This is a genomic window from Lactococcus sp. EKM203L (assembly GCF_011800585.1).
Taxonomy (GTDB): domain Bacteria; phylum Bacillota; class Bacilli; order Lactobacillales; family Streptococcaceae; genus Lactococcus; species Lactococcus lactis.
Map to the genome: position 1 here is coordinate 1 of NZ_JAALEQ010000016.1, position 19,470 is coordinate 19,470.

24 protein-coding genes are annotated in these 19,470 nt (G+C 36.7%); 22 read left to right on the top strand and 2 right to left on the bottom strand.

All coding sequences use genetic code 11. The features are described from left to right. Positions 1–166 precede the first annotated feature (166 nt). Entirely contained in the window at positions 167–577 is a 411-nt protein-coding gene (locus tag HFD15_RS13130) for a nuclear transport factor 2 family protein (protein ID WP_167593717.1), read from the bottom strand. A 166-nt stretch (positions 578–743) separates the two neighbouring features. Here HFD15_RS13130 and HFD15_RS13135 point away from each other — a divergent pair, with 166 nt between their 5' ends. The 3 genes from HFD15_RS13135 to HFD15_RS13145 are packed head-to-tail and all read left to right on the top strand — an operon-like array spanning position 744 to position 1,374. Beyond that, complete coding sequence (locus tag HFD15_RS13135) at positions 744–1,043, top strand: hypothetical protein (RefSeq protein ID WP_015426809.1); 300 nt, start codon at positions 744–746, stop codon at positions 1,041–1,043. Next, a complete protein-coding gene (locus HFD15_RS13140) occupies positions 1,040–1,222 on the top strand; it encodes a hypothetical protein (RefSeq protein ID WP_167593718.1) in 183 nt (60 codons plus the stop codon). Before HFD15_RS13135 ends, HFD15_RS13140 begins: the two co-directional genes overlap by 4 nt. Next, positions 1,219–1,374, top strand: coding sequence for a hypothetical protein (locus HFD15_RS13145; protein ID WP_042230506.1), 156 nt, complete (start codon positions 1,219–1,221; stop codon positions 1,372–1,374). The genes HFD15_RS13140 and HFD15_RS13145 overlap by 4 nt, the downstream gene beginning before the upstream one ends. Positions 1,375–1,422: 48 nt before the next feature. Here the strand turns inward: HFD15_RS13145 and HFD15_RS13150 are convergent, their stop codons facing one another. Then, a complete protein-coding gene (locus tag HFD15_RS13150) occupies positions 1,423–1,632 on the bottom strand; it encodes a hypothetical protein (protein WP_015426807.1) in 210 nt (69 codons plus the stop codon). A 930-nt stretch (positions 1,633–2,562) separates the two neighbouring features. Here HFD15_RS13150 and HFD15_RS13155 point away from each other — a divergent pair. The 19 genes from HFD15_RS13155 to HFD15_RS13245 all read left to right on the top strand — a co-directional run. Continuing rightward, positions 2,563–2,985 carry a RinA family protein gene (locus tag HFD15_RS13155; RefSeq protein ID WP_014024904.1) on the top strand — a complete coding sequence of 141 codons (423 nt, stop codon included), beginning with the start codon at positions 2,563–2,565 and terminating at the stop codon, positions 2,983–2,985. 235 nt (positions 2,986–3,220) lie between these two features. Then, complete coding sequence (locus tag HFD15_RS13160; protein WP_167593719.1) at positions 3,221–3,631, top strand: terminase; 411 nt, start codon at positions 3,221–3,223, stop codon at positions 3,629–3,631. Continuing rightward, complete coding sequence (gene terL, locus HFD15_RS13165) at positions 3,624–5,012, top strand: phage terminase large subunit (protein WP_167593720.1); 1,389 nt, start codon at positions 3,624–3,626, stop codon at positions 5,010–5,012. Before HFD15_RS13160 ends, terL begins: the two co-directional genes overlap by 8 nt. Continuing rightward, entirely contained in the window at positions 5,013–6,374 is a 1,362-nt protein-coding gene (locus HFD15_RS13170; RefSeq protein WP_167593721.1) for a phage portal protein, read from the top strand. 3 nt (positions 6,375–6,377) lie between these two features. Next, the gene (locus HFD15_RS13175; protein ID WP_167593722.1) at positions 6,378–7,427 is read left to right on the top strand and encodes a minor capsid protein; all 1,050 of its coding nucleotides are present in this window, start codon (positions 6,378–6,380) and stop codon (positions 7,425–7,427) included. A 361-nt stretch (positions 7,428–7,788) separates the two neighbouring features. After that, complete coding sequence (locus HFD15_RS13180) at positions 7,789–8,451, top strand: DUF4355 domain-containing protein (RefSeq protein WP_167593723.1); 663 nt, start codon at positions 7,789–7,791, stop codon at positions 8,449–8,451. Between the two features lies 1 nt (position 8,452). Then, positions 8,453–9,274, top strand: a complete 822-nt coding sequence (locus HFD15_RS13185; protein ID WP_167593724.1) for a N4-gp56 family major capsid protein — start codon at positions 8,453–8,455, stop codon at positions 9,272–9,274. After that, on the top strand, positions 9,274–9,471 hold the full coding sequence (locus tag HFD15_RS13190) for a HeH/LEM domain-containing protein (RefSeq protein WP_167593725.1): 198 nt from the start codon (positions 9,274–9,276) through the stop codon (positions 9,469–9,471). The genes HFD15_RS13185 and HFD15_RS13190 overlap by 1 nt, the downstream gene beginning before the upstream one ends. After that, positions 9,458–9,790: a phage head-tail connector protein gene (locus HFD15_RS13195; RefSeq protein ID WP_167593726.1), complete on the top strand. Its 333-nt coding sequence runs from the start codon at positions 9,458–9,460 to the stop codon at positions 9,788–9,790. The genes HFD15_RS13190 and HFD15_RS13195 overlap by 14 nt, the downstream gene beginning before the upstream one ends. Then, the gene (locus HFD15_RS13200) at positions 9,787–10,098 is read left to right on the top strand and encodes a hypothetical protein (RefSeq protein WP_167593727.1); all 312 of its coding nucleotides are present in this window, start codon (positions 9,787–9,789) and stop codon (positions 10,096–10,098) included. Before HFD15_RS13195 ends, HFD15_RS13200 begins: the two co-directional genes overlap by 4 nt. Continuing rightward, positions 10,095–10,433 (top strand): HK97-gp10 family putative phage morphogenesis protein, encoded by a 339-nt coding sequence (locus HFD15_RS13205; RefSeq protein ID WP_167593728.1) that lies wholly within the window; start codon positions 10,095–10,097, stop codon positions 10,431–10,433. The genes HFD15_RS13200 and HFD15_RS13205 overlap by 4 nt, the downstream gene beginning before the upstream one ends. Further along, positions 10,430–10,825, top strand: coding sequence for a phage capsid protein (locus tag HFD15_RS13210; protein WP_167593729.1), 396 nt, complete (start codon positions 10,430–10,432; stop codon positions 10,823–10,825). The genes HFD15_RS13205 and HFD15_RS13210 overlap by 4 nt, the downstream gene beginning before the upstream one ends. A gap of 10 nt (positions 10,826–10,835) precedes the next feature. Next, positions 10,836–11,354, top strand: a complete 519-nt coding sequence (locus HFD15_RS13215; RefSeq protein WP_167593730.1) for a phage major tail protein, TP901-1 family — start codon at positions 10,836–10,838, stop codon at positions 11,352–11,354. 100 nt (positions 11,355–11,454) lie between these two features. After that, on the top strand, positions 11,455–11,790 hold the full coding sequence (locus tag HFD15_RS13220) for a tail assembly chaperone (RefSeq protein WP_015966829.1): 336 nt from the start codon (positions 11,455–11,457) through the stop codon (positions 11,788–11,790). Positions 11,791–11,828: 38 nt separating this feature from the next. Next, positions 11,829–12,149, top strand: a complete 321-nt coding sequence (locus HFD15_RS13225) for a hypothetical protein (protein WP_370519805.1) — start codon at positions 11,829–11,831, stop codon at positions 12,147–12,149. 15 nt (positions 12,150–12,164) lie between these two features. Next, the gene (locus HFD15_RS13230; RefSeq protein WP_167593731.1) at positions 12,165–15,230 is read left to right on the top strand and encodes a phage tail tape measure protein; all 3,066 of its coding nucleotides are present in this window, start codon (positions 12,165–12,167) and stop codon (positions 15,228–15,230) included. Between the two features lie 9 nt (positions 15,231–15,239). Next, positions 15,240–16,001, top strand: coding sequence for a distal tail protein Dit (locus HFD15_RS13235; RefSeq protein ID WP_167593732.1), 762 nt, complete (start codon positions 15,240–15,242; stop codon positions 15,999–16,001). Then, positions 16,001–18,841 carry a phage tail spike protein gene (locus HFD15_RS13240; RefSeq protein ID WP_167593733.1) on the top strand — a complete coding sequence of 947 codons (2,841 nt, stop codon included), beginning with the start codon at positions 16,001–16,003 and terminating at the stop codon, positions 18,839–18,841. Before HFD15_RS13235 ends, HFD15_RS13240 begins: the two co-directional genes overlap by 1 nt. A gap of 12 nt (positions 18,842–18,853) precedes the next feature. Further along, the coding region (locus HFD15_RS13245) for a BppU family phage baseplate upper protein (protein WP_167593734.1) at positions 18,854–19,470 on the top strand (617 nt) is incomplete at its 3' end.

Here is a 19,470-nt window from a genome sequence, read left to right on the forward strand (position 1 = left end):
AGAGTAACATATGATGAAATACCACAGTTAATTGTTCAAACTATTGCTGGTAATTATCGAATAGTATTCGCCTACCTCGCAGGCAAAGCCCTCGGAGTTGATTTAGTGAAAGTGGGGGAGGGATGAAAAAAGCAACCTTTATGAGATTGCTTAATGTGTATTATTTTTAGTCTACAAGTGATGTTCCATAAGAATTATCAATTGCACAGAGCCACTTTTCGTCAATTTTGCGAAAAACATAAGTTGCTCTACGTTTCATTGAAAATTCAGAGTTATCAGTTGCTGTTTGATTTGCTTCTAAAAATGTTTGAGCTAGCACAAGAACTGTATCTCCTGCAACAAGGTAAATCATTTTTCCCTCAACAGGTTTAATTGAATTATCAAAGTAAGATGCAATTTTTATAAAAGCAGATTTAATTTGTTCACGGCCATTTGCGTTCATACCAGGTTTTATTACTAACGTAGCATCTTCGGTATAAAAATTAACTAATTCATCAAATTTTTCTTCATGAATTAATTTATCGCAAGTGTCTATAACTGTTTTGATTTCGTTTTTGATTAAATCTACATTTTGCATTCAATAATCCTCCAATATTTATTAACGAGTATTATATCAAACTTTTACTGAATAGTGTAAAACAAGCTAATTTGGGAACTATCAGAGACTATTCAAAATTCCAAAGGAGAAATAAAATGACCGACAAACTAATATCGCTGGTCAATGACTGGTGGGGAGGGATTGAATGAAAGCAAGTTGGAAGAAACAAAGACAAACAACTAAAAAACGACAAATTAAATGGTTGAGGATTAAGCATAGGTTAATTAAGAGTTATGCTCCAAATATTGAAACTTTCATCAAACTTTTCAATGGTATCAAAATCGCTGTATCAAACATATCAATGGTTATAGGAAAAGCTTTTATAGATATTGGCAAAAGCTTACATCCCTCAAATACAACAGTTTCAGCTATTGATGTACCACCTATTGGGTTAGGTGCAGATATGAAATGCTACGTTGAAGATATACCGGGAGGTAGACCATGATTAAAGAATTACATATCATTTTTCATCCAGAAAATGAGTATCCTTACTCAATCGCTGGATGGAATGAAGACGGAACATACTTCAAAGGTTCTGCTGCTGAATTAGGACTGGCTACGTTACAATGTGCTACAGCAATATTCGAAGGTCTGTATCAAGATTATAAGGAGACTAAAAGATGAAAGATAAAGTTATCAAAGGGTTAATAAGAGCAACTTGTTTATCAGTCTTTTACCTCATATTTGAACATATTTCTAGAAATTGGGGATTGGCTGAAACAAGACAATTTCTTTATATCTTAATTATGATTCTCTATTTATGGAAGGATAATTGAACGCAAAAAAAGCCCAAATCAAAGATATGGGCTTTGAGGGATAACAAGTTAACGTGATGATATATCCATGCAAGATGAACACGGCCTAATTTGAAGTGATGGATAAGTTCTACGAATGTATTCCATTGCTTCGATATCATTTTCAAAATCCCCATCAATAAGATATGAATCATTAACTTTTGGGCGATTAGGGCAAGTTCCCTTGTGTACTTCATGATAATCACTGAAGTCACCACTTTTATCTACGACATAGCTCATGAGTTAGTCCTCCTTCAAATAGTTTGTATTGGTTGTACAATTTTATTTTAAAACTATTGCTAACCAAGTACAAGCAATATGATTTAAATAAAAGGAAATATAAAAAAGCCCAAGCTGACCCAGCTTGAGCGAAATACTGAACAATATTGCGAATTTTTTTGGTCTTAAATATTATAGCACATATAACTATAATTCATACCAAAATAAAAAAACCCGAACTGACCAGGTTCGAGTTATATGTTCTAGGTTTAAATTTTATTCTTAAAATTTAGGTCTACTACATTATACCATAATAAAAATAAGTTATAACAAAAAAGCTCGAGTTGACCAAGCTTGAGCGATTGTTGTAAAAATTATTAGTTAATATTAAATGGTCACATTTATTATACCACTGATTAATTGACAACTATAAAATTTGATTTATTAAAAAATCTTTAATTATAACAAAATGCCCGAACTGACCAAGTTCGAGCGAAATACTGAAGAATACTGCGATTTTTATTTTGGTCATCAACATTATAGCACACAGACCAATAATTTATTCCAAAATAAAAATGCCCGAATTGACCAAATTCGAGCGGGTGTGATAAAAAATATTTTCTATATTTTTTTGTGGTCACACGTATTATATCATACTGAGCTAGGAACTCGCTAAACTCAACTGGAGGGAATAAAATGGAAATGGTCTGTAATTTCATAGAAAAAGCCGGTAAAGCTTTTGATAGAAGTATTTATAAACCAATTACTCATGGAGTTACTTATTTCTACGAAAAAACAAAATACTATGTACTCTTATTCGCAATGTCATGTTTGATTATAGGATTGATATTAAAATCTATGGGTATTACATGAAAACAAAAAAGCCCACGGCAATGGGCTTCGGCAACTGAATTTCTAACTTAATTATACCACAAAAGGAGAATTTGATTAATGGCAGATAAGTTAGATAGAATTATTGGAGATTACGTAAATGGCAGACTTGAAGCCAGAATAAAATCAATTGAAAGCAGATATCTTTATAAACAAAAAGTAGATAATTTAGGCATCCGTACAGCTTATTCTGGTGGTTCGGAGCCTGAAAGTCATGTTTTAAATAAAGAAGCGCTTGAAAATGATGAGGAATACATCAAGCTCAAAGACCTCATGTACCAATTCAACCTATGGTATGACTCCTTGATTTATAATGAAAAAGAAATTGTAAGGCTGAAACACTTTGGTTACGGTGGTCTTACTTGGTACAGAGTGATAATGGAACTTGATAACGAAGGAATTGAGATTTCAGAAAAGAAAGCTAAGTTTATTTATTATCGCTTTAGAAAAGACATTGACCCTCATATTATTAGTTTTATCTGAAATCATGGGACAAATTGGGAGAAAAATAGCACGTTTTTGGCATGAAATTGGCACCTCAACCCTTGTTTTTGCTGATATACTGGTATTATGAAGTAAAAGGCAAAAGCACAAAATATCATAAGTATCGGTTTGAATTTGCTTCATAAGCTTGTTAGGGTTCGACTCCCTGACTTGCTATTATATTTTATTACAGGTTGTCCATTGGGCAGCCTTTTATTGTTGGAAAGGAGATTAAATGCCAGTATTAGAAAATGCAAGACACGAAAAATTTGTTCAATGCCTAATTTCTGGCATGAGCCAACGAAAAGCATACAGAGAAGCATTTAAGCAATCATCAAAGTGGAAAGATTCAACTGTAGATGTAAAAGCAAGCGAACTTTTTGGTAAGGTTTTGGTAAGGTATAAAGAACTTCAAGAAGAAGCTCAAGATGCTGCGATTATGACTCGTAAAGAGCGAATGGTCACTCTATCAGAGATAGCTAAAAATGCCGAAAAAGAAGCTGACATGATTAAGGCAATTGACACTCTTAATAAAATGGATGGCGATTATACAAACAAAGTTGAATTATCTGGTTCAGTCAAAACCAATCCTTTTGTAGATTTATCAACTGAAGAGCTTAGAAAGTTGGCGAGTCGTGATGGATAAAATAGCGCTAGGGGCAAAAATTGAGCTGTCCAAGCGCTTTTTCTTTGATTACTGTAATCTCATCATGCCAAGCTTTTATAAACGAGATAGGACTTATCTAGTGACGATGTGTGAAGAGTTTCAGTCGTTTCTAAATGATGATGAACACGATGTTTTAGTTTTGAATCTTCCGCCACGTCACGGGAAGTCGCTCACGCTCGGTAAATTTGTAGAGTGGGTGCTTGGTAATGACCACACGAAGAAAATCATGACTGGTTCATATAACGAAACTTTATCTACTGTCTTTTCTAAAAATGTTCGTAATACACTTCAAGAAGAAAAAGCAGACGAAAACAAAATCGTTTACTCCGATATTTTCGATGCTGCAATAAAATATGGAGATGCTGCGAAAAACCTTTGGAGTTTGTCGGACGGTTATAACAACTATCTGGCAACCTCTCCAACAGGTACTGCAACAGGTTTTGGTGCTGACATTATTATCATAGATGATGTTATTAAGAATGCTGAGGAAGCCAACAATGCGACAGTTCTAGAAAAACATTGGGACTGGTTTGTTAATACCATGCTTTCACGTTTGGAATCAGGCGGAAAGATTATTATCAATATGACTCGTTGGCATAGTGAAGATTTAGCTGGACGGGCTTTGCGTGAATTGCCTAAGAATGGCTATCGAGTAAAGCATATTAATTTTAAGGCTTTTAATGAGCAAACGAATGAAATGCTTTGTGATGATGTTCTGACACTCGAAGATTATAAGCGCAAAGTAAAAACAATGGGTGCTGATATTGCCAGCGCCAACTACCAACAAGAACCGATTGATGTCAAAGGTCGATTATATAGTGAGTTCCAAACCTACAACGCTCGCTCAGAGTACAAAAAGATTTGGAATTATTGCGATACTGCAGACACTGGGAAAGACTATCTCTGTTCGATTGTGTGGGGTGAAACCTCAGACGGCTTTGCGGATGTGTTGGATATTATTTACACTCAAAAGCCGATGGAATACACAGAAAACGCAGTGGCCAATCAATTAATTAATAACAGAGTAAATGCATCAAGAATCGAGCGTAACAATGGCGGTCGGTCTTTTGCTCGTTCTGTCAGAGATAAGATTCAAGGTAAAGTTGCTTGTGCTGTAGAAGATTTCTTCCAAGGAAATAATAAAGAAGCCCGAATTTATTCCAATAGTTACTGGATAGAGCAGCACGTTCGATTTCCAAATGACTGGCGGACTCGCTTTCCAGAATACTATCAAGCAATGACGACTTATCAACGTGAAGGTAAAAATAAACATGATGATGCGCCAGATGCAACAACCGGGATTGCTGAGACAATGACAACTCGTAAAGCAAAACTAAAATCTTTCAAAGGAGGATTCTAATTGAAATACAAACCACCTAAATTAATGACATTTCCAAAAGATGAACCAATCACAGTTGAAGTGGTTAACAAGTTCATGGAAAAACATAAATTAGAAGTTGCTCGGTATGAGTACTTAAAAAATATGTATCTTGGAATTATGACTATTGATGATGAACCGGCAAAAGACCCTTGGAAACCAGATAATCGTTTAGCTGTTAACTTCACTAAATATATTGTTGATACTTTCACAGGCTACTTCAATGGGATTCCAGTTAAAAAGTCTCATTCAGATAAAGAAATACTTTCTAAACTGCAAGAATTTGATAACCTGAATGACATGGAAGATGAAGAGTCAGAGCTTGCAAAGATGGCTTGTATTTATGGTCGAGCGTTTGAGCTCTTGTATCAAGACGAGGACACTCAAACGAATGTTGTTTATAATGGTCCAGAAAATATGTTTATGGTCTATGACGATACAGTCAAACAAGAGCCTTTATTTGCCGTGAGATATGGTATTGACGAGGACAAAAAACTTCAAGGAGAAGTTTATACTCTACTTGAAACTATTAAAATCAGCGGAGAAAATGATGAGATTAGTTTTGGAGAAAAGACTTACAACCCATATCCAGATTTGCCAGTTGTAGAGTTCTATTTCAACGAAGAACGGATGAGTATCTTTGAATCTGTTATTTCATTAGTCAACGCTTTTAACAAAGCAATTAGTGAAAAAGCAAATGATGTTGATTATTTCAGCGATCAGTACTTGGCATTCTTAGGTGCTGCAGTTGAAGAAGAGGACTTGAAAAACATTCGTAGTAACCGTGTTATTAATTATTATGGCGAGAGTTCCGAAGCGAAAAATGTAGATGTTAAATTCTTAGAAAAGCCGGATAGTGATTCTCAAACGGAAAATCTATTGGACAGACTGACTAAATTAATCTTCCAAACAACAATGGTTGCGAATATCTCTGATGAATCTTTCGGGTCATCAAGTGGTGTCTCGTTAGCTTACAAGCTTCAAGCAATGAGCAACTTAGCTTTGTCATTTCAACGTAAGTTCCAATCTTCATTGAATAGCCGTTACAAATTATATTGTGAGTTAAGTACAAATGTTTCAAACAAGGATGCTTGGAAAGATATTGAGTACACCTTTACACGTAATGAGCCTAAAGATATTAAAGAGCAAGCTGAGACTGCTAATATTCTTATGGGAATTACAAGCCAAGAGACTGCTTTGAGTGTCATCTCTGTTATTCCAGATGTCCAATCTGAAATGGAAAAAATCAAAAAAGAAGAATCTTCTACAGCTATTTTTGACAAGGACAAGCAACCTAGTGAAAAGGGAACGGACGCAGCGGTTTCTCAAACCAATGAGGAGTAACTTATGAAAACTCCTGATTACTGGAAAAAACGTGAGCAAGCGTGGCAGGCGCAACAAATCAAAGATGATACTAAACGCATGAAACAAATCATGGATAAGCTATTTGAAGCTCAAGAGGCTATTCAAAAAGAAATCAATGCCAACTGGCAGAACTTTGCGAATGGTCAAGGGGTTTCTATTAGTGAAGCCATGAAACGTGCGGATAAAATGGATGTCAAAGCATTTGCCAATAAAGCTAAGAAATACGTAGAAGAAAAAGACTTTTCGCACCAAGCAAATCAAGTGTTGAAACTTTATAACTTGACCATGAGAGTGAATCGTTTAGAACTTCTGAAAGCAAATATTGGTCTGGAGCTTATTTCTGTATTTGACGATTTGGACAAATATTTCTCAAAGAATTTGACTGGTGCAGCTCTCACAGAATTTGAAAGACAAGCCGGAATTCTTGGTTTAAGCGTTCCAAAGAAAGGCTATAACAGTTTAGTTGAATCAGTTCTTAATGGAAGTTATAAGGTCGAAGGATTTGCCAGTTTCTCTGACAAACTTTGGCAATATCAATTTGAATTGAAAGCTGATATTGAAAAACTTCTCATTCGTTCAGTAACTGGCGGAATCAATCCGAAAGCACTAGCCCCACAACTTAAAAGGCTGATGACTGAACAAGGAAAGCTTAATGCGACTTACAACGCACAACGATTGCTAGTATCAGAAACAACGAGAGTTCAAACGGCTATTCAAGAAGAAAGCTATAAAAAAGCGGATATTGAAAGTTATGAGTATATTGCTGAACCGTCAGCTTGCCCTATCTGTGGGGCATTGAATGGTAAAATATTCAAGATTAAAGATATGTCGCCTGGTATTAATGCACCTAACATGCACCCGTTCTGTAGATGCAGCACAGCACCGCATGTTGATGATAAAGCTTTTTATGATAGTTTATTTAATCGTGGAGTAATCAGTCAAGATGAATACAAACAAGCGTTTGACGATAGGGCAGAAGCTGACAAAGCGATTGAAGAATTGCGCAATAAAAGAAAAGGAAATAAAAAATGAAAGATGACTTTTATAACCAAATTAAAATTGATAATGGATTAATCGTTAACGAAAAAAAGCTGAAACACTTAAAAAATATCGAAATTAAAACAGGCTTGGATAATCTTTCTTAAATTACAGTAACGTTTTACGGTAAGGTTGACGGATTAGATAATCTCAAAGAAAATAATGAAGTATATTCTTTTAAACTTAAGGAAGAAGCTAAAGGTAAATCAATTAAAGGATGAGAAATTCGCTAAATGTAATTGCGTTTGTCACTGATATTCGCTTTTATTGTCCGTTTCCGAATGTTGTGGACACTAAATAAAACACGAGAAAATCAGACTCCCAAGTCTTTAAATGCGAGTAGGAGGAACCAGAAATGGAACATACAGAACTTTTACCCCTTAATTTGCAACTGTTCGCAGAAGAAGCAGCTGATGAGACGTCTGAAGTTGGTTCAGAAACTGAAACAGAAACGAATGAAGAAGAGCAACAAGAACAATCAACTGACAATGACAAAATTGTCGAAAAGCTTCAAAAACGAATCGGCAAAGAGCAAGCTGAAAAAAATGAAACAAAAACACAGCTTGACCAAGCGATGGCTCGTATTGAAGAACTTGAAAAAGGTGGCAAAAAATCAGTTAAAGAAAAATCTGACGAAGAAAAAGCTGCCGAACTTCAAAAAGCTAAAGACGATGAAATCGCAAGCCTTAAAGCACAAATCAAAATTTCAAACATTACCAGCCAAGCTGATGAAGTATTGAAAGAAAGTGGAATTGCTTTGAGTGCTGCTGAATTAGGATTGTTAGTTGATGTTGACGAAGAAAAAACTTACAGCAATGTAAAAACTTTCCTCAATTTGCTTGATAATCAACGCTCACAATGGGAAAAAGCACGAAACACAGGGACAACACCTAAACGTGTTCCGGGTAATGTAATATCAGTCGATAAAGATAAATTTGATTCAATGACTTATGCTGAAAAAGCTGAGTTAGCAAAATCTAATCCAGAAGAATTTAAAAAAATAACAGGAGGCTATTAAAATGGCAAATACAAAAACAACACTCGCAGACTTAGTAAATCCAGAGGTGCTTGCACCAATTGTTTCATACGAATTGAATAAAGCACTTCGGTTTGCACCTCTTGCACAAGTTGATACAACACTTCAAGGGCAACCAGGTAATACTTTGAAATTCCCAGCTTTTACTTATATTGGTGATGCTTCTGATGTTGCAGAAGGCGGAGCTATTCCGTTAGATAAAATCGGAACTACTGCTAAGTCAGTAACAATTAAAAAAGCTGCAAAAGGTACAGAAATCACGGATGAATCCGTATTATCTGGTTATGGTGATCCAATTGGAGAATCTAATAAACAACTTGGGCTATCTATTGCAAATAAAGTCGATGACGACTTATTGAGCGCAGCTAAGACTACCACTCAAACTGTTTCTACTACAGCAAACGTTGACGGAGTTCAAGCTGCATTGGATATTTTTGATGATGAGGATGCACAAGCCTATGTTCTTATCGCCAATCCTAAAGATGCGGCAAAAATTCGTAAAGATGCAAACGCACAAAAAATTGGTTCAGAAGTAGGAGCAAATGCTTTTATTAATGGAACTTACGCTGATGTTTTAGGCGCTCAAATTGTACGATCTAAAAAACTAGCTGAGGGTTCAGCTCTATTGTTCAAGATTGTTTCAAATAGCCCAGCTTTGAAATTAGTTTTAAAACGTGGAGTTCAGGTAGAAACTGACCGTGATATTGTTACTAAAACAACCGTAATTACTGCAGATGAACATTACGCAGCGTATCTCTATGATTTAACAAAAGTTGTTAATGTCACATTTACGACTGGTGCATAATGGGACGGCTACTAAGTCGCCACTTGCATAAATATGAAAACATAAATGCGACCAAGCAAGTGAAAAATGATGAACTAACGACGCTTACCGTTAATCAGCTAAAAGAGCTTCTTGAAACTAAAGGGATAGAATACACAAAAAACGATAAGAAATCAGATTTGATTTCAAAATTAGGAGTTGCTTATGACTATCACTGATGATATAAAAAAGCTTTTAGGCGGCTCATCGGATGAGCGCTTGGAAGTAATCGAAAAACGCACTCGTGAACGTTTATTGCTTATTCTTGGTTCTGACATTGAAGAAGTACCGCCAGAACTCGAATATGTTGTTTTGGACGTTTCCTTGAAGCGTTTTAATCGTATCGGACAAGAAGGCATGCAGTCCTACTCACAAGAAGGGCTAAGCATGACCTTTTCAGAATCTGATTTTGACGAGTATGCCGATGAAATTGAATCGTGGCGAAAATCAAAAGAAGCTGAGGGCGATAAGAAGATTGGGAGGTTCAGATTGTATTGAGATATCTAGATGAAGTTACTTTTATCAAAACATCGTCCGACTCCCACTATGACCCCGATTTAGGCGAATGGGTTGAAAAAGAGCCTGCCAGAACTGTTTTTAGTGCAAATATCACTGATATTGGAACTGACAGAAGTGCAAAAATTTTTGGAGATATTAAACAAGGGGCGAAAGTCATGCGAATGATGCCCCTTTTTACTATGCCAGAATATGATTACATTGAGTTTGATAATAAAAAGTGGGCTTTAATGACTTACCGCAATCCAAGTGAGCGAAACACTTTTATTTTGCAGGAGGTAAGTCAATGAAATCTAGCTTATCTATAAAAGGGATTGACCAGCTTATAAAGCATTTGGATAAAGCAGCTTCTTTAAAGGATGTTCAACAAGTTGTAAAGTCTAACACTTCAAATATGACAGCGAATATGCAGAAACTTGTTCCAGTTGATACCGGATATATGAAACGATCCATAAAAATGGAGTTGACAGAAGGTGGATTCAGCGGACAAGCTGGGCCACACACAGATTATTCCGCATACGTTGAATATGGAACTCGTTTTCAACCTGCTCAACCTTTTGTAAAACCAGCTTATAATGAGCAAAAGGGCGTATTCATTAAAGATTTAGAAAGGTTACTCAAATGATTAAAACTCGAGACCAATCTATTTTTGATGAAATGTTCAAACGAGTCCAAGCCTTGGGTTATACCGTTTATGATTATAAGCAAATGAATGAAGTGGGCTATCCATTTGTTGAAATGGAAAGTATTCAGATAATTAATGAGCCAAATAAAACAGATATCAAAGGCACAGTAAGTCTTTCATTGTCTGTTTGGAATAAAGCCGAAAAAGCAGGTCGTGTACTAGCTTCAAAAATGGCAAGTAATATATTTAATCAAGCATTGAATATAAGTTCCACAGATGGCTATTCTTGGGCTTTGAATTTACAAGCAAGTACCATTCAAATGATGGATGATACATCAACAAGTACACCGCTCAAAAGAGCATTGATTAACTTAGAATTTAGACTAAGATAGGAGATTTAATATGACAGAATTAACAGCAAAACAGGGTAAAGATATTATTTTGCTCTATCGTTTGCTTAGTAAAGCAACAGAAGAAGCAGCTTGGAAAATGGCTTTCCAAGAAGATCACTCTAATGAAAAAACTCGAGATTATAACACTACAGCAACCAAAGATGGGCCCGTCGGCGCTCTTGCAGCAATTGAATACAGTTTGTCTGCCACATCTATTGCGGCAAACGGAGACCCACATCTTGACGAAATGGATGAAGCTATGGATAATGGCGATATCATTGAAGTTTGGGAAATTGATAAAGCTGAAAAAGGAACAGACACTGCAAACACTGGCAAGTACAAAGCGAAATATCTTCGTGCTTATCTTACAAGTTTTTCTTATGAACCTAATTCTGAAGATGCGCTTGAGCTAAGTTTGGAATTCGGAGTGTTTGGTAAACCTCAAAAGGGCTATGCTACACTCACAGCTGAACAAGCTGATGTTGTTCAGTATGTATTCAAAGATACAGCAATAGAAATTACACCATAGTGACCCAGTAATCGGTTAAGCGACCGTAGGGACGCTGGATAATAAAAAACGAATTAAAAGAGAGCTGAGACTCTCTTTTATTTTTTTAAGGAGATTCAAAATGGAATTAACAATTAAAGGCAAACAAGTGCATTTTAAATTTGGAGTAAAGTTTGTACGTGAACTCGATAAAAATTTAGTAATTGAACAAAATGGTGTTTCTTTTGGTCTAGCACTTGCTGTTAAAATCATCCCTGAACTAGAGATGGCTAACATTGCAACTTTGTCGAATGTATTATTTTTAGGAAATCGAACAGAAACGCCTAAACTTTCTCAAGGCGATATTGATGATTTTATTGATGAGTGTGAAGATATTGAAAAATTATTTGATGATGTTTTGAAAGAAATTACTGAAAGCAATACGGGAAAGTTAATCAAAGCAAAAATGACCAAATAGCCGAAAAGTTTGAAAGTTCGGAGGACACTTATGAGTCAATGATGATTAGATTCTTACGGTGTTTCGGAATCCAAGACTTATCTGTATTTGAACGCATGACAATTCGAGAATATTCAATCCGTTCCATTGCCTTTCAGTTGAGGACTTTGGACGAAGAAGAATTCATTTATGAACAAGCATGGGCCAATTGGCAAGTTCAAGCAACTAAACAACAAGGTAAAAAGCCAGTTTATCCAACATTTAAAAAATTCTTTGACAAGAAAAAACTAGAAAATGAAATTTTAGGAATCGAAAGTCCAGAGAATAAGTTTAAAAAGGATAACAAATTAATTGACCTCATGAAAAAAGCAAATAACTAGGAAAGGAGGAAAAATATGGAATCTTTTAGTGTACAAGCCTATTTGAAGGCTACTGATAATAATTTTGTTAGTACGTTTAAAGATGCTGCTAAACAAGTTCAAAACTTCCAAAATAACACTAATAGCACGATGTCTACCGTAGGTCAAGTTGCTACATCAACAGGTAAAACGTTGACTAAAGCAGTTACACTACCTATTGTAGGGATTGGGGTTGCTGCCGCAAAAATTGGTGGAGACTTTGAAGCTCAAATGAGCCGTGTTAAAGCCATTTCTGGTGCAACAGGGTCAAGCTTCGAGGAACTTAGACAGCAAGCAATTGACTTGGGAGCAAAAACAGCATTTAGTGCGAAAGAGTCAGCCGCAGGCATGGAAAATTTAGCTTCTGCTGGTTTTAACGCTAAAGAAATAATGGAAGCAATGCCTGGACTTTTAGACTTAGCTGCTGTTTCTGGTGGTGATGTTGCACTGGCTTCTGAAAATGCTGCAACAGCTTTAAGAGGATTTAATCTTGATGCTAGTCAATCTGGCCACGTTGCCAATGTATTTGCTAGAGCTGCCGCAGATACGAATGCAGAAGTTGGAGATATGGGAGAAGCGATGAAATATATCGCTCCTGTTGCGAATTCTATGGGGCTCTCAATTGAAGAAGTATCTGCAGCAATTGGGATTATGTCAGATGCAGGTATTAAAGGTTCTCAAGCTGGTACGTCACTTCGAGGAGCACTTTCTAGATTAGCGAAACCGACTGATATGATGCAAGCTAAAATGGATGAACTTGGTTTATCGTTTTATGATTCAGAAGGTAAAATGAAACCTTTAAAAGACCAAATTGGCATGTTAAAAGATGCTTTTAAAGGTTTAACGCCCGAACAACAACAAAATGCTTTGGTCACACTATATGGGCAAGAATCATTATCTGGAATGATGGCATTAATTGATAAAGGGCCAGATAAGCTAGGGAAACTAACTGAGTCTCTTAAAAATTCAGACGGTGCTGCAGATGAAATGGCTAGAACAATGCAGGATAATATGAACTCATCATTAGAACAAATGATGGGAGCATTTGAGTCAGCTGCAATAGTTATTCAAAAGGTTTTAGCTCCAGCAGTTAGGAAAGTTGCCGATTCAATTTCAGGATTAGTTGATAAATTTGTTTCTGCTCCTGAGCCTGTTCAAAAGATGATAGTTACAATTGGGCTGATAGTAGCTGCAATAGGACCTTTATTAGTAATATTTGGGCAAGCTGTTGTTATTCTACAAAGAGTAAAAGTCGGCTTTCTAGCCTTACGTTCTGGACTTGCTCTAATTGGGAGTAGTTTTACTGCTATTTCTTTACCAGTTTTAGGAATAATCGCTGCCATAGCGGCTGTTATAGCTATAGGAATTTTAGTTTATAAAAATTGGGATAAAATTTCTAAATTCGGAAAAGAAGTATGGGCAAATGTGAAGAAATTTGCGTCCGATGCAGCAGAAGCAATCAAAGAAAAATGGGGAGACATTACCAAATGGTTCTCTGATACTTGGAATAATCTGAAAAACGGAGCTAAAGGACTTTGGAATGGAACAATCCAAGGTGCTAAAGATGCCGTTGACAGTGTTAAAAATGCTTGGGGTGGAGTGAAAGAGTGGTTTTCCGATAAGTGGAATGGCATTAAAGATGGAGCAAAAGGAATTTGGGGCAATATTAAGTCTGGTGCCAAAAGTGGTGCAGACGGTGTCCAAAATGCCTGGAGCAACACTAAAAAATGGTTCTCAAATCTCTGGGACGGAATTGTCAGCGGCGCAAAAAGCATCGGTTCAAAGATGTTAGAGCCAATTGTAAACCTATTTAACGCTTATAAAGAGATTTTTCAACCGCTCCTTACTTTCTTCTCTGGTTTATGGGACCAAGTTAAAACAATCTTTAGTTCTGCATGGGAAGCGATAAAAACAGTTGTAATGGGTCCAGTCTTACTCTTGATTGACCTTATAACAGGTAATTTTGAACAACTGAAAAAAGATGCTCTAATGTTATGGCAAACAATGGTAGATTCGATTCAAACCATTGTATCGACATTCGTTCAAATTGTAGGTGGATTCTTCCAAGGTTTATGGGGAGTCATCCAAAATATATGGGATACTTTGGTGTTGGAGGCTCAAACTGCTTGGACAACACTTACTACTTTCATTGTTACTACTGTTCAAAATATGATTACAGCGGTTGTCAATGGGTGGAATTCATTTAAACAGGGAACGATTGACCTTTGGAATGCAACAATCCAATGGATTCAAGACACTTGGAGTGCTTTTGTTTCTTGGATTATCCAAACCGCTAATGATATCGTAAATGGTGTTATTAATGGTTGGAATGCCTTCAAGCAAGGTACCGTTGATTTATGGAACGCAACCGTTCAATGGGTCAAAGACACTTGGGCATCATTCAAACAGTGGGTCGTTGATTCTGCCAATGCTATTGTAAATGGTGTGAAACAAGGTTGGGAAAACCTCAAACAAGGTACAATTGACTTATGGAACGGTATGGTCAACGGTCTCAAAGGAATTTGGGACGGTTTGAAACAAAGCGTGAGTGATTTGATTGATAATGTTGTTGGTATCTTCAATACCTTGAAAAACATCAACTTACTAGATATTGGTAAAGCTATCATTGACGGTTTTGTCAAAGGGCTCAAACAAAAGTGGGAAGATGGGATGAAATTTATAAGTGGAATTGGAGATTGGATTCGGAAGCATAAAGGGCCAATCCGTGTCGACAGAAAACTTTTAATTCCTGCTGGTAATGCCATTATGAATGGTTTGAATTCTGGTTTAACTGGAGGTTTCCGTGATGTTCAATCCAATGTTTCAGGAATGGGGGATATGATTGCCAACGCAATTAACTCTGACTATTCTGTGGACATAGGAGCAAATGTTGCGGCTGCTAATCGCTCAATCAGTAGTCAAGTTTCTCATGATGTGAATCTTAACCAAGGGAAGCAGCCAGCTTTATTCAATGTGAAGCTTGGTAACCAAAGCTTTAAAGCCTTTGTGGATGACATTTCTAATGCACAAGGTCAAGCAATTAACTTAAATATGGAATTTTAGGAGGTAGAAATGTACAAGTTTAGAGATACGACAAAACGGGAGCATTATCGCAACCTTCCTTTTATTCCAACCAGTGCTATGAGTTATGATGGGACTTGGTTAGAAGAACTCATAGAAGGTTATCAGACATTGGCTGTAGAGGGACGAGAAATGTATTCTCTCAGCTTTGAATCACAAGAACTGCAAGTGGGAGGAGTAATCATCAACGTGAAATATCCTCCTCGTGAGCTGACGATAAAATATAAGTTGGAGGATAGGGACTCTCGAGTATTACAAGAAAAGTTTGATACCTTAAAAGCTTACTTGATTCGTCAAGAAGATGTCCCTATTATTTTTCATGATGATTTGGAATATACTTTTTATGGCCGTTTCCAAACTGCAGATAATGTGCCAGGAGATACTAATTCAATCATTTCAAGTTTTACTGTCTTTTGTAGCGATCCATTTAAACACGGAAAAACTCAAAGTGTAAAAAATAAGGTCATTGAAGTTTTACCTTACCCAGTTAAACCGGATAAGCTATCATTCGAGTTATTGACAGATGGTTTAATTGCAACTGATGGAAGTTATCGCTTGAAGTCATCGCAAGCTAAAAATGGCGACCTTTTGGAATTTGATTTTCAAACAGGCGATACTCTTCTTAATGGGAAAGTAAATAACAACCTCTTAGATCTTGATTCTGATTTTAAAAATATCAGACTGACAACTGGAACAGATTTTTCAAGTTCAAACTATGAGTTAACGATTCAATATAGAAAGGCGGTGCTTTAGTGAGTAATATCTTATTTTTAGATAAGATGCAACAAGTCATCAAAAGTTATGATTCCCATGAATTCATAGAATGTGTTCAGACAAGAGAAATCACAACCAATGCTTCTGAACTAATGAATGACACGCTATCATCTAATTTACCTTTTGATGAAACAATTAAAGATGCCAACTATATTGCAGTCAATGATACGAAAGAACAAGAGTTTTCTTTATATCGAATTTTAACCGTAAAAGATGAAGATAATCTGCTTTCATTTGAAGCTGTAAATTTTGCAGTCGATGAACTGGATAATTTTATTATTAAAGATATAAGACCTAAAAATAGGTCTTTTTCTTATGTGATTAATCAGCTTTTATCTGATTCAGGTTGCGACTGGGTATTGGGTGTCTGTGAACCAATTAAAACAGTTTCCAGTACTTTCTACTATACTTCCATGCGTGAAGCTCTAAAAGCTCTACAAGAGTTAGGTGCAGAGTTTACCTTTTCAATTGAAATTACAGGAAATAAGATTACTAAAAAAATCATTAATTGCTATGACCAAATTGGGAAAATAACAAATAAGCGCTTTGAATATGGTGAGAAAGTTTTGAAAATTGTTCACCAAAAAGACCGTACAAATATTGTTACTGCCTTAATTGGCCGTGGAAAAGGTGAAGAAGTCGGGAACGGATATGGACGAAGACTTGAGTTTTCAGATGTCGAGTGGATGAAATCAAAGGGGAATCCGCTGGATAAGCCGAAAGGTCAAAATTGGATAGAATATCCAGAAATGACAAAAGAATATGGCATTCCGTCAAATGGAGAAATGCTCCCTCGGAAATCAGTTGTTATTTTTGATGACGTGGAAGATGCAAGCGAGCTTTTGCAAAAGACTTATGACCAACTGGTTTATTACTGCAGACCATTGGCTCAATTCAGTACCGAAATTCTAGGTAGCGATTCAATTGGAAATACTGTTTCAATCCACAGAGGTGACCGAAATTATCACTATCAGACAAGAGTGTTTAAAGTGGTTACTGACCATGTTAATGGTCGAGTACAAGCTAGTTTGGGTGATAATTTAAGTGGCAACTCAATTAATCGACAACTGTCACAGGTTCAAAGCAATATCACTAACCTTGATAGCAACAAAATGACTTGGTATGACTCCACAGAGATTGGAAAGTATCAAGACGATATTATGCGCGGTGCTGGTGCGAACGGTGGCTCGATTTACATGGTCAATGGGATTGAAGCGGGCGTTTCTCAATCAAGAGAAACTTATGAACAAGTCTTTATGGATAGCCCAAAAATTCAAGATTCACAGTATTTCATGATTCAAAATAATGCTGGGATATCTTTCAAGCAATGTCAAAAAGGTCAATGGACGACAATCCAAGATGTCCACAATGGAGCAAGCACAACCGCTTGGACTTTAGATGGAACGTTTAATGCTTCTTTCATTGCGGCTGGGATATTAGCAGGAGTTCTTATCCAAGGGGTTGTCGTTAAGTCAATCGGAAATAATTCTTTTTTTCAATCTGTATTATCTAATGGTGCTTTTTCGATTGAACAATACAAAGAAACAAATAATGTTGATTATAAAAATCCTGATTGGCAAAAAGATATCCACGGTGGGAAAGTTGGGGAATTCATTGGAACTTATGACGGGAACACAAGGAAGGCGAACGGATCAGCTTTGATTAATTACCCGGGTTATATTTTGTCAATAAACCAAGATGATGGAAATGGTTCTTCTACTCCAGTTTTCCAAATTCCGTCTGATTCAACTTTTGATAAACCTAAGTTTAAATTATTTGGAGATGGAACACTTCAGGGTGATTTTAATATCAAAGGTAACTTTTATGTTAATGGCGTAAAAATCGATACCAACGGTGGAGGAAACTCTGGTGGCGGCGGTGGATGGAATGGTCAATACCCACCAGAAGTCACAAGTGACCGTGACAAACGGTACTGGCAAATCTGGGCGATGGCAATTGGGGCTGGTTTCTCTAAACAAGCGGCAGCCGCTTTACTCGGAAATGCACAGGGTGAATCTGATGCAAATCCAACAGCTGATGAAAGCAATGGCGCACCCGGTTTTGGCTATGGAGTTTGGCAATGGACGGATAGTTCAGGCGCTAGCTCAGGTCGTGTTTATATGATTAATCTCATGACACGAGCAGGAGTCACTGACAATCCAGACACAATCACAGCCCAATTCAAGCTCTTGATGTGGCATTCACCAAATGGCCAATGGATTGCGACAAGTTCTTATCCATATTCTTGGACTCAATTCATGACATTGACGGATATTAACACAGCTACACAAGCGTTTGTATCAAACTTTGAACGTCCCTTAAACGGACACCCTGAACGTAGCACTTGGGCGCAAGAATGGTATAACAAATTTGTTAATCTTAAAATCCCAAGCGGTGGCGGAGGTTATATTGCTCCAATTTCAAGTCCTATTACCGTAACAAGTGAAATGGGTTGGAGAACTAGTCCAATCACCGGAGCGCAAGAATTTCACAATGCTATAGACTTGGTTAATGGCAATCCAACAACTCCAATCTTAGCTTCTGGCGATGGTCAAGTTGTCCAAGCGGGAAGTAATTATTATGACTGGTATGGGAATTACACGGTCATCAAGCATGCGGATGGACTTTATACAGGGTATGCACATCAAAGCAGAATCGATGTTTCTGTGGGTCAAAATGTTAAAAAGGGCCAACAAATTGGACTTATGGGAGCGACTGGTCCGGTGACTGGACCACATTTGCATTTCCAATTTATGGACCAATATTGGCCATCATCAAGCGCTCACTTTAAGAATCCAAGGGATTATATCAAATTTTAGAAAGGGTCTATTATGACAGAACATTTTATAACACTGTCCACCACAGAGCCAAATAATTATGTTGGGCTCCTTAAAATGAGACAAGGGGATATTAATACTCAAACTATTCAAGCTACAATCACAGCCAATGGTCAACTCTTTAACTTTAACCATTTAGCTGTGTTTTTTAATGCTGTTTTACCCAACGGAAATGTTATCAGAGACAAAGTCACCGAAGTAGATTATATCAATTCTAAACTCAATTACATCGTTGCGGATAGCTTTTTGCAAGAGGTTGCTCAAGTTACCGCTTGGTTTTCATTTGAAAATGATGAAAAAATAATTGATAGCACGAAGAACTTTCAATACTCAGTAATTGCTGGTTGGAAGGAGTGCATTCCGCAGGGGAATTACATTTATGAACTTTCAGAAATCCAACGTGAGATTGAACAAATAATCGGTAATAAAGACTTTACAAGTTTAATTAGTAAAATTGACTCCGCAACAACTGAAATCGTCTTTTTGGATAGTACGAAAGCGGATAAAAATGAAGTGGCACAAGGTTTGGCTAACAAAGTTGATAAAGGTGGTAACGAACAAGTTTCGTGGGCGAACTTATCACAAGAAGCAAAGAAAAATATTTCAGGTGA

What these genes read in the sequence shown, in the direction of transcription:
- HFD15_RS13145 (WP_042230506.1), top strand. Translation starts at nt 1,219, where the DNA reads ATGAAAGATAAAGTTATCAAAGGGTTAATAAGAGCAACTTGTTTATCA.
- HFD15_RS13130 (WP_167593717.1), bottom strand. Translation starts at nt 577, where the DNA reads ATGCAAAATGTAGATTTAATCAAAAACGAAATCAAAACAGTTATAGAC.
- HFD15_RS13175 (WP_167593722.1), top strand. Translation starts at nt 6,378, where the DNA reads ATGAAAACTCCTGATTACTGGAAAAAACGTGAGCAAGCGTGGCAGGCG.
- HFD15_RS13230 (WP_167593731.1), top strand. Translation starts at nt 12,165, where the DNA reads ATGGAATCTTTTAGTGTACAAGCCTATTTGAAGGCTACTGATAATAAT.
- HFD15_RS13235 (WP_167593732.1), top strand. Translation starts at nt 15,240, where the DNA reads ATGTACAAGTTTAGAGATACGACAAAACGGGAGCATTATCGCAACCTT.
- HFD15_RS13155 (WP_014024904.1), top strand. Translation starts at nt 2,563, where the DNA reads ATGGCAGATAAGTTAGATAGAATTATTGGAGATTACGTAAATGGCAGA.
- HFD15_RS13215 (WP_167593730.1), top strand. Translation starts at nt 10,836, where the DNA reads ATGACAGAATTAACAGCAAAACAGGGTAAAGATATTATTTTGCTCTAT.
- terL (WP_167593720.1), top strand. Translation starts at nt 3,624, where the DNA reads ATGGATAAAATAGCGCTAGGGGCAAAAATTGAGCTGTCCAAGCGCTTT.
- HFD15_RS13195 (WP_167593726.1), top strand. Translation starts at nt 9,458, where the DNA reads ATGACTATCACTGATGATATAAAAAAGCTTTTAGGCGGCTCATCGGAT.
- HFD15_RS13210 (WP_167593729.1), top strand. Translation starts at nt 10,430, where the DNA reads ATGATTAAAACTCGAGACCAATCTATTTTTGATGAAATGTTCAAACGA.
- HFD15_RS13220 (WP_015966829.1), top strand. Translation starts at nt 11,455, where the DNA reads ATGGAATTAACAATTAAAGGCAAACAAGTGCATTTTAAATTTGGAGTA.
- HFD15_RS13150 (WP_015426807.1), bottom strand. Translation starts at nt 1,632, where the DNA reads ATGAGCTATGTCGTAGATAAAAGTGGTGACTTCAGTGATTATCATGAA.
- HFD15_RS13135 (WP_015426809.1), top strand. Translation starts at nt 744, where the DNA reads ATGAAAGCAAGTTGGAAGAAACAAAGACAAACAACTAAAAAACGACAA.
- HFD15_RS13185 (WP_167593724.1), top strand. Translation starts at nt 8,453, where the DNA reads ATGGCAAATACAAAAACAACACTCGCAGACTTAGTAAATCCAGAGGTG.
- HFD15_RS13190 (WP_167593725.1), top strand. Translation starts at nt 9,274, where the DNA reads ATGGGACGGCTACTAAGTCGCCACTTGCATAAATATGAAAACATAAAT.
- HFD15_RS13205 (WP_167593728.1), top strand. Translation starts at nt 10,095, where the DNA reads ATGAAATCTAGCTTATCTATAAAAGGGATTGACCAGCTTATAAAGCAT.
- HFD15_RS13140 (WP_167593718.1), top strand. Translation starts at nt 1,040, where the DNA reads ATGATTAAAGAATTACATATCATTTTTCATCCAGAAAATGAGTATCCT.
- HFD15_RS13180 (WP_167593723.1), top strand. Translation starts at nt 7,789, where the DNA reads ATGGAACATACAGAACTTTTACCCCTTAATTTGCAACTGTTCGCAGAA.
- HFD15_RS13160 (WP_167593719.1), top strand. Translation starts at nt 3,221, where the DNA reads ATGCCAGTATTAGAAAATGCAAGACACGAAAAATTTGTTCAATGCCTA.
- HFD15_RS13225 (WP_370519805.1), top strand. Translation starts at nt 11,829, where the DNA reads ATGATGATTAGATTCTTACGGTGTTTCGGAATCCAAGACTTATCTGTA.